The organism is Rhodovulum kholense (assembly GCF_003053725.1).
GTDB classification, from domain to species: domain Bacteria; phylum Pseudomonadota; class Alphaproteobacteria; order Rhodobacterales; family Rhodobacteraceae; genus Rhodovulum; species Rhodovulum kholense.
In genome coordinates, this window is record NZ_QAYC01000033.1 from 1 (window position 1) to 14,208 (window position 14,208).

General features: G+C 67.7%; 18 protein-coding genes, 1 tRNA gene, 1 pseudogene and 1 riboswitch. Of the genes and pseudogenes, 5 read left to right on the top strand and 15 right to left on the bottom strand.

Features of this window, described 5'->3' with window-relative positions; translation table 11 throughout:
* The 4 genes from C8N38_RS20695 to C8N38_RS20705 all read right to left on the bottom strand — a co-directional run.
* On the bottom strand, nt 1-926 hold a 926-nt coding region (locus C8N38_RS20695; protein ID WP_245895832.1), incomplete at its 3' end, for a phage portal protein.
* A gap of 23 nt (nt 927-949) precedes the next feature.
* Complete coding sequence (locus C8N38_RS22080; protein WP_245895833.1) at nt 950-1,156, bottom strand: hypothetical protein; 207 nt, start codon at nt 1,154-1,156, stop codon at nt 950-952.
* Nucleotides 1,149-1,382, bottom strand: a complete 234-nt coding sequence (locus tag C8N38_RS20700; protein ID WP_146176347.1) for a hypothetical protein — start codon at nt 1,380-1,382, stop codon at nt 1,149-1,151. The genes C8N38_RS22080 and C8N38_RS20700 overlap by 8 nt, the downstream gene beginning before the upstream one ends.
* Nucleotides 1,383-1,439: 57 nt before the next feature.
* Complete coding sequence (locus tag C8N38_RS20705; protein ID WP_245895834.1) at nt 1,440-1,928, bottom strand: hypothetical protein; 489 nt, start codon at nt 1,926-1,928, stop codon at nt 1,440-1,442.
* On the opposite strand from C8N38_RS20705, the gene C8N38_RS21295 reads away from it, so the two are divergent.
* Nucleotides 1,927-2,391 carry a hypothetical protein gene (locus tag C8N38_RS21295; RefSeq protein ID WP_170120340.1) on the top strand — a complete coding sequence of 155 codons (465 nt, stop codon included), beginning with the start codon at nt 1,927-1,929 and terminating at the stop codon, nt 2,389-2,391. The two genes, C8N38_RS20705 and C8N38_RS21295, sit on opposite strands and share 2 nt — an antisense overlap.
* A 13-nt stretch (nt 2,392-2,404) precedes the next feature.
* Here C8N38_RS21295 and C8N38_RS22360 read toward each other — a convergent pair.
* A pseudogene (locus C8N38_RS22360) lies at nt 2,405-2,629 on the bottom strand (hypothetical protein); the annotation flags it as partial.
* Between the two features lie 137 nt (nt 2,630-2,766).
* Entirely contained in the window at nt 2,767-3,867 is a 1,101-nt protein-coding gene (gene aroC, locus C8N38_RS20710) for a chorismate synthase (protein WP_108029001.1), read from the bottom strand.
* Nucleotides 3,868-4,002: 135 nt separating this feature from the next.
* A riboswitch (TPP riboswitch) is annotated at nt 4,003-4,104 on the top strand.
* 40 nt (nt 4,105-4,144) lie between these two features.
* Here aroC and thiB point away from each other — a divergent pair.
* The 3 genes from thiB to C8N38_RS20725 are packed head-to-tail and all read left to right on the top strand — an operon-like array spanning nt 4,145 to nt 7,369.
* Nucleotides 4,145-5,143, top strand: a complete 999-nt coding sequence (gene thiB / locus C8N38_RS20715) for a thiamine ABC transporter substrate binding subunit (protein WP_108029002.1) — start codon at nt 4,145-4,147, stop codon at nt 5,141-5,143.
* On the top strand, nt 5,119-6,690 hold the full coding sequence (locus C8N38_RS20720) for an ABC transporter permease family protein (RefSeq protein ID WP_108029003.1): 1,572 nt from the start codon (nt 5,119-5,121) through the stop codon (nt 6,688-6,690). Before thiB ends, C8N38_RS20720 begins: the two co-directional genes overlap by 25 nt.
* The gene (locus C8N38_RS20725; RefSeq protein WP_108029013.1) at nt 6,677-7,369 is read left to right on the top strand and encodes a thiamine ABC transporter ATP-binding protein; all 693 of its coding nucleotides are present in this window, start codon (nt 6,677-6,679) and stop codon (nt 7,367-7,369) included. The genes C8N38_RS20720 and C8N38_RS20725 overlap by 14 nt, the downstream gene beginning before the upstream one ends.
* 153 nt (nt 7,370-7,522) lie before the next feature.
* Here the strand turns inward: C8N38_RS20725 and C8N38_RS20730 are convergent, their stop codons facing one another.
* The 6 genes from C8N38_RS20730 to dapF all read right to left on the bottom strand — a co-directional run bounded on the left by C8N38_RS20730 (nt 7,523) and on the right by dapF (nt 13,049).
* On the bottom strand, nt 7,523-8,308 hold the full coding sequence (locus tag C8N38_RS20730; protein ID WP_108029004.1) for a cytochrome c1: 786 nt from the start codon (nt 8,306-8,308) through the stop codon (nt 7,523-7,525).
* Between the two features lie 18 nt (nt 8,309-8,326).
* Nucleotides 8,327-9,664, bottom strand: a complete 1,338-nt coding sequence (locus C8N38_RS20735; protein ID WP_108029005.1) for a cytochrome b — start codon at nt 9,662-9,664, stop codon at nt 8,327-8,329.
* Nucleotides 9,665-9,676: 12 nt separating this feature from the next.
* A complete protein-coding gene (petA, locus tag C8N38_RS20740) occupies nt 9,677-10,234 on the bottom strand; it encodes a ubiquinol-cytochrome c reductase iron-sulfur subunit (protein WP_108029006.1) in 558 nt (185 codons plus the stop codon).
* Between the two features lie 301 nt (nt 10,235-10,535).
* Nucleotides 10,536-10,826: a hypothetical protein gene (locus tag C8N38_RS20745; RefSeq protein ID WP_108029007.1), complete on the bottom strand. Its 291-nt coding sequence runs from the start codon at nt 10,824-10,826 to the stop codon at nt 10,536-10,538.
* Nucleotides 10,827-10,941: 115 nt separating this feature from the next.
* Entirely contained in the window at nt 10,942-12,210 is a 1,269-nt protein-coding gene (gene mtaB / locus C8N38_RS20750; RefSeq protein ID WP_108029008.1) for a tRNA (N(6)-L-threonylcarbamoyladenosine(37)-C(2))-methylthiotransferase MtaB, read from the bottom strand.
* Nucleotides 12,210-13,049 carry a diaminopimelate epimerase gene (dapF, locus tag C8N38_RS20755; protein ID WP_108029009.1) on the bottom strand — a complete coding sequence of 280 codons (840 nt, stop codon included), beginning with the start codon at nt 13,047-13,049 and terminating at the stop codon, nt 12,210-12,212. Before dapF ends, mtaB begins: the two co-directional genes overlap by 1 nt.
* A 109-nt stretch (nt 13,050-13,158) precedes the next feature.
* Here dapF and C8N38_RS20760 point away from each other — a divergent pair.
* A tRNA-Lys gene (locus tag C8N38_RS20760) sits at nt 13,159-13,234 on the top strand.
* A 121-nt stretch (nt 13,235-13,355) separates the two neighbouring features.
* Here C8N38_RS20760 and C8N38_RS21300 read toward each other — a convergent pair.
* The 3 genes from C8N38_RS21300 to C8N38_RS20770 are packed head-to-tail and all read right to left on the bottom strand — an operon-like array spanning nt 13,356 to nt 14,112.
* On the bottom strand, nt 13,356-13,580 hold the full coding sequence (locus C8N38_RS21300) for a hypothetical protein (protein WP_146176349.1): 225 nt from the start codon (nt 13,578-13,580) through the stop codon (nt 13,356-13,358).
* A complete protein-coding gene (locus tag C8N38_RS20765; protein ID WP_108029010.1) occupies nt 13,577-13,903 on the bottom strand; it encodes a hypothetical protein in 327 nt (108 codons plus the stop codon). Before C8N38_RS20765 ends, C8N38_RS21300 begins: the two co-directional genes overlap by 4 nt.
* Nucleotides 13,900-14,112 (bottom strand): hypothetical protein, encoded by a 213-nt coding sequence (locus C8N38_RS20770; protein ID WP_108029011.1) that lies wholly within the window; start codon nt 14,110-14,112, stop codon nt 13,900-13,902. The genes C8N38_RS20765 and C8N38_RS20770 overlap by 4 nt, the downstream gene beginning before the upstream one ends.
* Nucleotides 14,113-14,208 lie beyond the last annotated feature (96 nt).

A 14,208-nucleotide genomic window follows, 5' to 3' on the forward strand; every position in this document is an offset into this window, starting at 1 on the left:
CCGCCCGCGACCATCTTCGACAGGAACTCGCCCTTGGCCTTGCTGTCCATCTGCAGCATCGCCTCGCGGTTCCATTCCGCAAACCACCGCCCGCGTTTGCCCGCCGGGATCAGATCCTTCAGGATCCGGCTTTCCAGACGGCGCAGGAGCGGATTGATGCCGGTGCGGAGCCAGGCCATCATGATCGCCTCGACGCCCGTGCCCCACATGGTCTGGCCCTGGGCGGCATGGCCGATCACCACCGGCGGCGTGCCGAACCAGCGACAGACATCCTCGACCTGGAAGCGCCGCGTTTCCAGCAGTTGCGCATCCTCGGGGTTCATCTGCAGCTGGCGGTACTTGAGGCCCGCCTCGAGCGCGAGCGTCTTGCCCGCCCGGTCGCTCGACACATAGGCCTCGAGCATCCGGCCGAGCTGGGCGCGCTGCTCGGGGGTCAGGGTCTGGTCGCTTTCGATCACGCCCGAGGGCATCATCGCGTTCGAGAACACCCGCGCGGCGGTCTCGTCGGCCGCGAGCGCCGAGCCGAAGCTCTGCACCCCGAAGCGGATCGCGCTCATGCCGAGCCCGTCGCCGCCACCGAAGCCCCGCACATGGAAGACCTTGCCGGGCGGCAGCACATGGGTCCGGCCGTCCTCGGTCACGCGATAGTCGAACCGGCCATCGTCGCGCCGGACCGGCAGCACGTTGAAGAGCGGGCGCAGCCCCACCAGGCGGCTGCCGACCGTCAGCTTCTCGGAATAGGCATTGCCCTGCAGCAGCAGATGGGCGACCTGCGCCTCCCAGAACTCCATCGCGGTCTGCCCGGCCGAGGGCGAGAGGGTCAGGATCTCGGCCAGGTCCGCCTCGATCCGGGCCCGGCTGCCATTGGCGCCGCGTTCGTAAAGCGCCACCGGCAGCGCGCCGATCAGTTCGGAATTGCCCTTCACGCAGGCCCAGGCCGCCGAGACCGTCAGCGCCGAGGTCGCCGAGACCCGCTGGCCTCGATCTCGAAGGCGAGGCCGTAGGTCGGGCCGTTGAGGTCGATATGCGGGACCACGTCGAGCGCCATGGTCAGCCGTCGCGCGGTCACATCGCAATCCATCACCGGCGGCACGGCCAGCGCCGCAGTGGCAGCGATCAGCACCTGATCGGCCCGGAACAGCGGTGCCTCAGCCATCGAGATCAGCCCTCTCTTGCCAAGCATGGCGCGCGGGCGGCGCTTCCGAGCGCCGAAGGATCCTGTCCTGCAGGGCGGCTCCGGCGGCGGCCGGGCCGTCATCGTGATCGGCCAGGAACCGGGCAATGGCCGCGCGCAATTCCCCGTCGCCCGACCCGAGCCCCGCGGCCGCCAGGCTCAGGCGGTCCCGAAGCGAGACCGGGCGCTGGCGGGCCTGCATCGCCACGGCCGTCGCCTAGAACTCGGCCGAGATGTCGCTTCGCGGGGCCATCACGCGCACCCCTTAAAGCGGGCCAAAAACTTTTCCGCCCGCGCGCAACTGGTTGAAGCGTCCGGCGACGCGCCAGTGGATCCGAATTGCCAGTGTCATGCCGTGTGCTCCGGGTCGAAGAGTTCGAAGACGGTCTCGGCGCCCGCGAGCGCCACCAACGGTCACGTCCATGGTGGCCAGCGCCATGATCCGGAGCCCGCCCGACTGCGCGTCGCTGAACGGGTCGCGGATCATGTCCACAGTCCCCCATGCGCCGATGAAGATCGCGGCCACGCCGCCCGCCGCTGTGGTCAGCAGCGAGGCCGTCGCCAGCGGATTGCCCGAGGGCGCGGCCAGCGCGTTATGGGTCATGGCGATGTTCCCGGCCGGGGTATTCTTCGCCAGTCGGTCCCATTCCGAAACGGCGGTGCCCTCGATCAGCGCGCCGTCCAGGAAGCCCCACAGCTCGGGCCGGATCAGCGCCCGCACCGCGCCGGGCGATCCGGCGGTGTTCGCCGTCATGAAGCGGGTCACGGCCGAGCGGAACGCGCCCCTCCGCCCGCCCGAACGGGTGCTGGAGGCCACGGCCGAATACCGCGAGGAAAGCGATCCGGTGGGCGCCTTCCTGACCGAATGCGCCATCGTCACCGGCGCCGAGGATGATTTCATCCATTCCCGCGACCTGATCGAGGCCTTCAACTTCTGGCTCGAAGATCGCGGCGAGACCCGCTGGGGCGGCCGCACGGTCTCGAACCATCTCAAGCAGAAGGCCAGCCGCTGGCGCCATCCCCAGACCGGCAAGAACTTCATCCCCGGCAAGCGCGGGGCAACCGGCTATCGCGGTATTCGTCTCTCAGCCTCGGCCTTGGCGGCATCGTGGCTGTACTGCAGAAGCGGGACCATCTCCTTGCCAAGCTCGGTCGGATGGGACCGCATGCCCTCCGCTGGAACGGGTCGTCGCCCAGTTCCTCTTCCAGCCGCTTGACCCCGGGTGTCAGTGCGGGCCGGGTCACGCTGCACGGGCCGGCGGCCTGCGTAAAATTCAGCCCGCAGCTTGCCGCCAGGACATATCGGATCTGTGAAGCTCCATGGTCCCTTCCCGCGGGAGAAGCCTGGCGGCATCCTGCCCTGCCGTCTGCAACGGCGCGTGCCTCCCGCCCCGCCCCCGAGCGCAGAGATCGCTCCGGGCGGCCTTCGAAACAGCCAAGCTGTGCTGCGATCACCGACAAATCACTTTCTGAGAATGCGATAGCCGACTCCTGCCCAATGCTGCGCCGGCTGCCGGATCTGCCGACACGAGCGGTGCCCCTGCCGCGCTGCAGGGGCAGACCGCGGCCCGCAGACAGTAACCGCCGACGCGCTAGCCGATCCGGCCCCGATTGCCGCCCACCTGACCGCGATGCAGCAGCAAATGGTCCAGAAGCACGCAGGCCATCATCGCCTCGCCCACCGGCACCGCGCGGATGCCGACGCAGGGGTCGTGGCGGCCCTTGGTGACAATCTCGGTCTCTTCGCCCGCCACCGTCACAGTGCGCCGGGGGGTAAGGATCGACGAGGTCGGCTTGACCGCGAAGCGCACCACCACCTCCTGCCCGGTCGAGATCCCGCCGAGGATGCCGCCCGCATGGTTCGAGGCATAGACCGGCCCGTCGGGACCCATGGTCATCTCGTCGGCATTCTCGACGCCGGTCAGGGTCGCGGCCGCCATGCCCTCGCCGATCTCGACCGCCTTCACGGCATTAATGCTCATCATCGCCGCCGCCAGATCGGTGTCGAGCTTGCCATAGATCGGCGCGCCAAGGCCCGCGGGCACGCCCGAAGCCACGATCTCGACCACCGCGCCGACCGAGTTGCCCGTCTTGCGGAGCCCGTCGAGGTAGCCTTCCCACTCCGCCGCCGCCTGTGCGTCCGGCGCCCAGAACGGGTTGCGTTCGATCTGAGCGACATCGAAACGCGCCCGGTCGATGGCATGGGGGCCGATCTGCACCATGTAGCCGGTGATCGTCAGCCCAGGCGCCAGCGATGCCAGCGCCGCCCGCGCCACGCCCCCGGCCGCCACCCGTGCCGCCGTTTCCCGAGCCGAGGACCGGCCGCCACCGCGATAATCGCGGATGCCGTATTTCTGCCAGTAGGTGATGTCGGCATGACCGGGCCGGAATTTCTGCGCGATGTCGCCGTAATCCTTCGACCGCTGGTCGGTATTGCGGATCATCAGCTGCACCGGGGTGCCCGTGGTCTGCCCCTCGAACACGCCCGACAGGATCTCGACCGTGTCGGGTTCCTGCCGCTGGGTGGTGAACCGGCTCTGCCCGGGTTTCCGACGGTCGAGCCAGTGCTGCAGCATCGCCTCGTCGACCGCGATGCCGGGCGGACAGCCATCGACCGTCGCGCCAAGCGCGGACCCGTGGCTTTCGCCCCAGGTGGTGACGCGGAACAGATGGCCGAAGGTGTTCAGGCTCATTCTTGGCTCATGGGGGCGATCTCCTTTGGCCTATGGGCATAGCCGCCGGGCGCCCGCCCCTCAAGGGGTTTGCCCAGGCTGCGCGGGGCGGGGCCTGAGTTTGGCTTGCGGACCGCAGGGCGGGGCGCTAGCGTGGCCGTCACCTCGGGGTGCCCCATGGGGCTGAGATGCGCAACCTGCGAACCCGTTGAACCTGAACCGGTTAGAACCGGCGGAGGGAAGGCCCATGGACAAATCTCCACCCTTGCCCGGCCGCCCCCATCTTTGGAGGAGGACCATGCGTATCCAAGTTATCGCCGCGGCGCTGGCCGCGTCGGCCCTGCCCGCATTGGCGGACGAGCGGCCCGAACTGACCGTCTACACCTATGAAAGTTTCGTGGCCGAATGGGGCCCCGGCCCGATCGTCAAGGACGCCTTCGAAGCCCGGTGCGGCTGCGCGCTGAATTTCGTGGCCGCGGGCGACGGCGCGGCGCTGCTGGCGCGGCTGCGGCTGGAAGGCGACCGGACCGACGCGGATGTCGTGCTGGGGCTCGATACCAACCTGACCGCCGCCGCGGCCGAAACCGGTCTGTTCGCCCCGCATGGCCGCGACGACTCCGTGCTCGACCTGCCGGTCGGCTGGGAAGACCCGCTGTTTCTGCCCTATGACTGGGGCTATTTCGCCTTCGTCTACGACAAGACCCGGCTGCCCGAGCCGCCCGCCAGTTTCGAGGACCTGATCGCCGCGCCCGAGGACCTGAAGATCGTGATCCAGGACCCGCGCAGCTCGACCCCCGGTCTGGGGCTGCTGCTCTGGGTCAAGGCCGCCTATGGCGACCGCGCGCCCGAGATCTGGGAGGGGCTTGCGCCGCATATCCTGACCGTGACCAAGGGCTGGACCGAATCATACGGCATGTTCATCGACGGCGAGGCCGACATGGTGCTGTCCTACACCACCTCGCCCGCCTATCACCTGATCGCCGAAGAGGACTATACCAAGGCCGCCGCCCGCTTCGACGAGGGCCACTACCTGCAGATCGAGGTGGCGGGCATCGTGGCCTCGTCCGACCAGCCCGAGCTGGCGCAGCAATTCCTAGACTTCATGCTGACCGAACCGTTCCAGTCGGCAATCCCCACCACCAACTGGATGTATCCGGCCGTCACCCCCGCCAACGGGTTGCCCGCGGGCTACGAGACCCTGATCAGGCCCGAAACGGCGCTGATCTTCCCGGCGGGCGAGGCGGCCGAGGTGCGGGACGAGGCGCTGGCCGAATGGCGCGACGCGCTCAGCCGCTAGGCGCTGCCACCGGGTTGGGGCTGGGCGCCGCCGCACTGGCGCTGGCGCTTGGCCTCGGCACCATCGCGGCCGTGGCCCTGCGCGCGGAAGGGCCCGCGCGGCTGGGTGCCGCCGATCTGGCAGCGGTGCGGTTCACGCTGTTGCAGGCGTTGGCCTCGGCCGCGCTCAGCACCCTGCTGGCAGTGCCGGTGGCCCGGGCGCTGGCCCGGCGCCGCTTTCCGGGACGGGGTGTGCTGATCACCCTTCTGGGTGCGCCCTTCATCCTGCCCGTCATCGTCGCGGTGATGGGCCTTCTGGCCGTCTTCGGCCGCAGCGGCCTTCTGTCTGCGGCCCTTGCGCCGCTGGGCCTGGGCCCGGTCGACATCTACGGGCCGGGCGGCGTGGTGCTGGCCCATGTCTTCTTCAACCTGCCGCTGGCGACCCGGCTGGTGCTTCAGGGCTGGCTGGCGATTCCGGCGGAACGCTTCCGGCTGGCGGCGGCGCTGGGCTTCGGCCCGGCCGAGCGCTTCGCCCATATCGAACGCCCGATGCTGCGCGAGGTACTGCCCGGCGCCTTTCTGGTCGTCTTCCTGATCTGCCTGACCAGTTTTGCCGTCGCCCTGACCCTTGGCGGCGGACCGCGCGCGACAACAGTCGAGCTGGCGATCTATCAGGCCTTCCGCTTCGATTTCGACCTTGGCCGCGCTGCCTGGCTGGCGCTGATCCAGGTCGGGCTGTCGGTCATCGCCGCGCTTTCGGCCTTCGCGATCGCCGTGCCGGGCGCCTTCGGTCCCGGTCTCGGTCGCCCGGTCGCGCAGCTCGGCACGGACGGGCGGTGGCTGCGGCTGCAGGACGCGGCCTGGCTGACGCTGGCCACGCTGTTCCTGATCCTGCCGCTTGCCATGGTGGCGCTGCGCGGCCTGCCGGGACTGGCGGGCTTGCCCCCCTCGGTCTATGCGGCGGCGCTCCGCTCGCTTGCCGTGGCGCTCGGCTCGGCCGCGCTGACGCTGGCGCTGGCGCTGCCGATGGCCATCGCCATCGACCGGCTCAAGGGCCTTCGGGGTCGGGCGGTTCAGGCGGCGGGCACGCTCACCATCGCCGCCTCGCCGCTGGTGATGGGCACCGGGCTTTTCATCCTGCTCTTCCCGCTGGCCGATCCGCGGCTGCTGGCGCTGCCGGTTACCGCGACCGTCAATGCCGCGATGAGCCTGCCCTTCGCGCTGCGCGCGCTGATGCCCGCCGTGGCCGAAGCCGAGCGCAGCCATGGCCGCCTTGCCGACAGCCTCGGGATGACCGGAGGTGCGCGGCTCAGGCTGATGCTGATGCCGCGCCTGCGCCGTCCCGTGGGCTTCACGCTCGGACTTTCGGCGGCGCTCTCGATGGGCGATCTGGGCGTGATCGCGCTGTTCTCCGACCCGGGCCATGCCACGCTGCCCTTGCAGCTTTACGGGTTGATGGCGGCCTACCGGATGGAAAGCGCGGCCGGCGCCGCCCTCTTGCTGCTGGTGCTCAGCCTCGGGCTCTTCTGGATCTTCGACCGCGGAGGACGCACCCATGCTGAGCCTTGAGACCCTCGTCCTTCTTCAGGGCGGCTTCTCCCTCAGCGCGGACCTGACCGTCGCGCCGGGCCGGATCGTGGCGCTGCTGGGGCCCTCGGGCGCGGGCAAATCGACACTGCTCGACACCATCGCGGGCTTTCTGGCGCCCGACCGCGGCCGGGTGCTCTGGCAGGGCACCGATCTTGGCCCGTTCGCGCCCGGCGACAGGCCGCTTTCGGTGCTGTTTCAGGACAACAACCTCTTTCCCCACCTGACCGCGGCCCAGAATGTCGGGCTTGGCCTTCGTCCCGGCCTTCGGCTCGACCGGGATCAGACCCGCGCGGTCGAAACCGCGCTCGACCGGGTCGGGCTGGCCGGACTCGGCGCCCGGAAACCGGCGGCGCTGTCGGGCGGCCAGCGCGGCCGGGTGGCGCTGGCGCGGATGCTGTTGCGCAACCGGCCGCTGATGCTGCTGGATGAGCCATTCGCCGCCCTCGGCCCGGCGCTCAAGGCCGGGATGCTCGATCTGCTGGCCGACCTGGCGCACGAGACCGGCGCCACCGTTCTGTTCGTCACCCACGATCCGGCCGATGCCCGCGCCATCGCCGATCAGACGATCCTCGTCGCGGAAGGCCACGCCCATCCGCCCCGTGCGACGGCCGATCTGCTGGCCGACCCGCCGCCGGCGCTGCGCGCCTATCTGGGCTGATCGCCCCTATCCCTTCTTCTTGGCAAAAATACCCATGACACGCCCGATCCGGGGCATTGTCGGCGGCCCGGAGCGCAAAGCGGGGCGCAAACCGGGGCGCAAACGAAAAACGCGCCCCGAAGGGCGCGTTTCCGTCAACCGAAGATCCAAAGATCAGACGTTCTTCTTGGGCTTGTAGGGGGCCCAGAGACGCTTGTTCGTCAGATAGAGCAGCACGGTCAGCACGCCAAGGAACAGGACCGAGATGACCCCCGCTTCCTTGCGCATCATCAGCTTGGGCTCGGCCGTCCACATCAGGAAGGCCGCGACGTCCTTGGCTTCCTGTTCCATGGTGGCCTCGGTGCCGTCGGCATATTCCACATCCTCGCCGAACAGCTGGGGCGGCATCGCGCTCCAGCCAGTCGAGAAGACCGGGTTCTCGTAATACAGCGTGCCGGCCTCTTCCTTGGTCTCGTCGCTGAAGGCGAGCAGGTAGGAGGTGATGTATTCGGGGCCGCCCATGCCGTTGAAGAACTGCGACAGACCGGTGCCAAGCGGGCCATGGAAGCCCGCCCGCGCCTTCGCCATCAGGCTGAGGTCCGGGGCGCCGGGATAGGTCGCGCCGGGGAAGTGGTCCGTCGGCTTGCCATCGCGGTAATCCTCGATCTCGGGATCGTAGATGCTGTAGGTGGCCGCATAGGCGCGCATCGCATCGTCGCTCAGCGTCGGCCCGCCCGGCTCGGAGAGCGACCGGAAGGGCACGTATTTCAGACCGTGGCAGACCGAGCAGATCTGGGTGTAGATCTGCAGGCCGCGTTGCAGCTGAGCCTGGTCGTATTTGCCGAAGGGCCCCTCGAACGAGAACTTGTAGTCCTTCACATGGCCGCCCTCGGCGGCCCAGGCGCCACCCGCCCCCAGCGTCAGGGCGGTCAGGGCGGTGATCGTCAGTTTCTTGAACATCTTATCCGATCCCTTCTGTCACTCGGCCGGCGTGGCCTTGCCGGCCGCGGCGCCTTCGCCGTAGTGGGCGTTGAAGTCTTCCTCGATGGTTTCCGGCTGCGGCAGCGGCTTCTCGATCACGCCCAGCACCGGCAGGATCACCAGGAAGTACGCGAACCAGTAGGCGGCACCGACGAGCGAGATGTTGGCATAGACCGCCTCGGCCGGCATCCCGCCCGCCCAGGTCAGCAGCACGAAGTCGACCACGAAGAGCGCGAAGGCCAGCTTGAACTGCGGACGGTAGCGGCCCGAGCGCACGTTCGAGGTGTCGAGCCAGGGCACCAGCGCCATCACGATGATCGAGCCGAACATCGCGATCACACCGAAGAACTTGGCGTTGACGACGCCGAAGGTCAGCCAGTCGACGATCATCACCACCCAGACGTCGGCGGTGAAGGCCCGCAGGATCGCGTAGAAGGGCAGGAAGTACCATTCCGGCACGATGTGCGTCGGGGTCTGCAGCGGGTTCGCCTCGAGGTAGTTGTCGGGGTGACCCAGGTAGTTCGGCATGAAGCCCACGATCGCGAAGAAGACGACCAGCACGACGCCCAGCGCGAACAGGTCCTTCATCACGAAATAGGGCCAGAAGGGCAGCGTGTCCTTGTCGGCCTCTTCCCGCGAACCGCGGCGGACCTCAACACCGGTGGGGTTGTTGTTGCCGGTGGTGTGGAACGCCCAGACGTGGACGATCGACAGCCCGAGGATCACGAAGGGAATGAGGTAGTGCAGCGAGAAGAACCGGTTCAGCGTCGCGTTGCCGACGGCCGGCCCGCCCAGCAGCCATTGCTGGATGTCGTGACCGATCCACGGGATCGCGCCGAACAAGCCGGTGATCACGGTGGCGCCCCAGAAGGACATCTGGCCCCAGGGCAGGACGTAGCCCATGAACGCGGTCGCCATCATCGCCAGGTAGATCAGGATGCCGATGATCCAGGTCACCTCGCGGGGCGACTTGTAGGACCCGTAATAGAGACCGCGGAAGATGTGCAGGTAGACCGCCACGAAGAACAGCGAGGCGCCGTTCGAGTGCAGATACCGCAGGAAGTGGCCGCCGTTCACGTTGCGCATGATGTGCTCGAGCGAGGCGAAGGCCATCTCGGTGTTCGGCACGTAGTGCATCGCCAGGACGATGCCGGTGACGATCTGCAGCACCAGCGTGAAGAACAGCACCACGCCCCAGATCCACATCCAGTTGAGGTTCTTCGGGGTGGGGATCATCAGGGTGTCGTAAATCAGGCTGATGACCGGCAGGCGCCGCTCCAGCCACTTCTCGGGGGCCGACCCCGGTTCGTAATGATCGTGAGGAATACCGGACATTCGGGGGCTCCCTTAACCGAGTTGGATGGTCGTCTCGTCCACGAAGGACGCAACCGGGATGTACATGTTCTCGGGCGCGGGGCCCTTGCGGATGCGGCCCGCGGAATCGTAGTGCGAGCCGTGGCAGGGGCAGAACCACCCGCCGAAATCACCGGACTGGTTGCCGATCGGAACGCAGCCGAGATGGGTGCAGACGCCGATCATGACCAGCCATTTGCCCTCTTCGTCCATCGTCCGGTTCTGGTCCGTCGCCTCGCCCGGCTTGTTCGGGTTGCGCGAGTTGTTGTCGCGAAGGTCGGACAGCGGGATCGAGCGCGCCAGTTCGATATCTTCGGGAGTACGCAGGCGGATGAACACCGGCTTGCCGAGAAACTTGACAGTAATCTGCTGGCCTTCGGACACCGACGAGACGTCGACCCGGATCGAACTCAGCGCCTGCACGTCGGCGGAGGGGTTCATCTGGTTGATCAGCGGCCAGATGGCCGCACCTGCGGTCACAGCACCGGCGCCCGCCGTGGCATAGTAAAGGAAGTCTCGGCGGGTGCCGTCGTGATCTTCTGCGTGCGACACGAGAATTTCTCCTTTCCAGGACCGGGTCGCCCCCGGTCGATTCGAAAAAACGGGCCAAGGGATTCCTCGGCCGTTTACCAGACTTACCTAGCCCCGGCAGGAAAATTGCGTCCAGCGGACATAGCCGCGCAGCGACGGCGGAGGCTCAGACGGATTCCGGTCGACCGCCGTATACCCCTCAGGGACAATTCCAGCCAGAGGGAATCGGGTTATTAGACCGATTCTGAGACGTTCAACCGCATGCCAAGACACTATATTGCGCTATTTGGGCCGTTGTTCAGGCCGCCGTCCTGCCCCGGCGTCACACCCGGCGAACCCGCAGCCGACCGAAGGCCGAGGCATCAATCTCGACCCCCGGGCCGGCGGGGCCCACGCGGAAAGTACGGCGCATCCGGGCGGCCCCGTTCACCTGTTCTTGATCGCGACGGAAGGTCAGCCCCTCGCCCAGCTCGTCCATGGCGTCTTCCGTGCGCTGGTCGCGGCGCAGTCCGTCCCGGCTTTTCGACAGCGCGTAGGCGGCCAGAGCGACCGCGCCATAGTGCAGGCCGTAGCGCAGGGCGACGGTCGCGATGGGGGCAAGAGGCAGGGGCATCGGCGAAACTCCTGGAAGACTGCCCAAAAGATAGGCTGGCCCGGGGCGCCTGTCCATTCACATATCGGTCGGCCGTCCCGGGCGGGGCCGCGCCCGGTCGGGACCTGACAAGACTCTAGTCCGCCTGAAGCCGGGTCGTCGAGCATCCGCAGATGGTCGCGGTCACGATCCGGCCCTCGGGCCGGTCCGACCCGAAATCGACCTCGGTGAACTGCTCGGTCCGGCCCATGCGCGGGCTTTCCATCAGGATCCGGTGGCTCCGCCCGACCTGGGCCGCCAGATGCCGCGCGACCTGCGCGTCGCCCGCGGCCCTGAGCCGCGCCGCCCGGTCGCGGATCGCCGCGCCATCGACCTGGGGCATCCGCGCTGCGGGCGTGCCGGGACGGGGCGAGTAGGGAAAGACATGCAGCCAGGTCAGGTCGCACTCTTCGACCAGCCTGAGGGAATTCCCGAACATCTCTTCGGTTTCGGTCGGAAAGCCCGCGATGATGTCGGCACCGAAGGTCATGTCGGGGCGCAGGCGCCGCGCCTCGGCACAGAACCGGATCGCGTCGTCGCGCAGGTGCCGGCGTTTCATCCGCTTGAGGACCATGTCGTCGCCCGCCTGCAGCGACAGGTGCAGATGCGGCATCAGCCGCTCTTCCTCGGCGATGGCGCGCATCAAGGCCTCATCGGCCTCGATGGAATCGATCGAGGAAATCCGGAGGCGCGGCAGCTCGGGCACCAGCTTCAGGATGCGCGCCACCAGATCGCCCAGCCGCGGCGTGGCGGGCAGATCGGCGCCCCAGCTGGTCAGGTCGACTCCGGTCAGCACCACTTCGTTATAGCCCGCGCCGACCAGCCGCCGGATCTGGTCGACCAGCACCCCCGCCGGGACCGACCGCGAATTGCCCCGCCCGAAAGGGATGATGCAGAAGGTGCAGCGGTGATCGCAGCCGTTCTGGACCTGCACGAAGGCGCGGCTTCGCGTGCCGAACCCGTCGATCAGGTGGCCCGCCGTCTCGGTCACCGACATGATGTCGTCGACCATGACCCTCTCGGTCTCGCCGATGAAATCGGGGCCCTTCGCGATCCCGGTCCAGGTCTCGGGCCGCATCTTCTCGGCATTGCCGATCACCAGATCGACCTCGTCCATTTCGGCAAAGCGTGCAGGCTCGGTCTGCGCCGCGCAGCCGGTGACGACGATCCGGGCCTCGGGGTTCTCGCGCCGCAGCCGCCGGATCTCTTGCCGGGCCTTGCGCACCGCCTCGGATGTCACGGCGCAGGTGTTCACGATCAGCGCGTTTTCCAGCCCCGCTTCGGCGACAAGCGCCTTCATCGCCTCGGTCTCATAGGCATTCAGCCGACAGCCAAGCGTGGTGAACCGGGGCGCCGCGCCGTCCATCACTCGGCCCTCGCCAGGAAGGGGGCGGTAAAGACCCCGTCGAAGACATGCGCCGTCGGACCGGTCATCCAGACCCCGTCCGCGCGCCAGTCGATCTGCAATTCGCCGCCATCGAGCAGGATGGTCACCGCGCGCCCGGTCAGCTCGCGCCGCGCCGCCGCCACCGCGACCGCACAGGAGGACGAGCCCGAGGCCAGCGTGAGGCCCGCACCCCGTTCCCAGACCCGCATCCGGATGCGGTCGGGTCCGGCCAGATGCGCGACCTGCACATTGGTGCGCTCGGGGAAGAGCGGATGATGTTCGTGCTCGGGGCCGAAGGTGACCAGGTCGACCGCCTCGGCATCGGCGACGAAGAAGGTGCAATGCGGGTTGCCCATTCCGGTCGCCACCGGCTCGCCCGCAATCGGCAGCCGGTCGAGATCGACCTCGCGCGCCAGCGGCACGCCCTGCCAGTCGAGGATCGGCGGGCCCATGTTGACCGAGGTCAGCCCGTCGCCCGCGTCCCGCGCCAAAAGCCGGCCCCGTTCGGTCAGAAGGGTCAGCTCGCGCCGCCCGGTCTGATCGATCAGATGGCGCGCGATGCAGCGGGTTGCATTGCCGCAGGTGGCCGAGGGCGAACCGTCGGCATTGTAGAAGACCAGCCGCGCATCGGCGTCCGCGGCGGGTTCGATCACCGCCAGCTGGTCGAATCCGACGCCCCGGTGCCGGTCGGCGATGGCCGCGACGAGGCTGGCAGACAAGGGCGTTCCGCCCTGCCGCCGGTCGATCACGACGAAGTCGTTGCCCAGCCCGTGCATCTTCATGAAGGGCAGGCGTTCGGGGTCATCCATCCGTGCCATGGGGCGGTCCTATACACCCGGCCCGGGGCCCTTTCCAGCGTCCTGCGAAAAATGATGGATTTTGCCCTTGACCGCCCTCGCGGGTTTTTCTAGGTAGCAGGCCTCAAGTGGGCCGTTAGCTCAGTTGGTAGAGCAACTGACTTTTAATCAGTGGGTCACAGGTTCGAATCCTGTACGGCTCACCACTTAAGACAAAGAAAAGAAACGGCTTTTCGCATGTTCGAAAAGTGATGCGTCCGAGTGTCCGAGAGCGTCCGACTCGGACGCTGTTTGTGCGGGCAGTTTCGGTGTGCTTTTCCACGTCAATCACCCTTCCTGACGACAGGTGTTGCAGAGCCGGTTTCCGGCCCCATGGCTGGTAAATTCCGCTCCGCAACAGAGACAGGATCGTTGCCGCTGCTGCAGACGCTGGGCGATGGCGCGCTCGGCGCAGATCGCGGCCTCGCGCTTCAGGAAGAATCGGCTGACGCGCTCATTTCCCATGTAAACGGCGCAGGACGATCCCGTGCCCCGGATCTCCAAGGTGATCACGCCCGATCTCCCAGCGACACGGGCCTTCCGAGCACCGAAGCCAGCGTCTCGCGCCCTTCGGGCGATGCTGCCCAAGCCTCGCTCTCCTCGAGGCTGGCGTCGAAACCGCCCTCGATGTGGCGGGCGATCAGTAGAGCAGCGCCGGCGTTGCCGGCCATGCGGGCCTTTTCCAGATCCCGCATCAGTTCCAGCTCGGGGAAGGCAAGCGGCGAAAGAAAGTCGTGGTAGTACCCCTCGGCCGCGCGGGTCGCCATGTCATTGAGCCCCACCGCGCGCAGCGCATGGGCAAGTTTGTTGGCGGTATGGTCTTCGGGAAGGGTCACGCCGCATCCTCCTCGTGATCCGCCAGCCGAGCGACGCACACGGGCTGAGTATCGATCGCGCAATCAATATCGCGGCCACACTCCGGGCAGGCGTGGCGGCCTTCGCCGACATCGCCCAGGTCGTGATAGCAGCCGGGGCAGGTCCAGTAGTCGTCTCGCCCGGGGTTGGTGCATGAGGTTTCAAACGGTTCTTCGTTGAGACTGGTCAAGGGCGTTGTTGCGCAAATCCAGGGGATTCATCTCGTGAATCCAGCATGCTAGCCGGGCAGCATGAGCAGACCTCCGAAGCCGATCTACAAGACGAT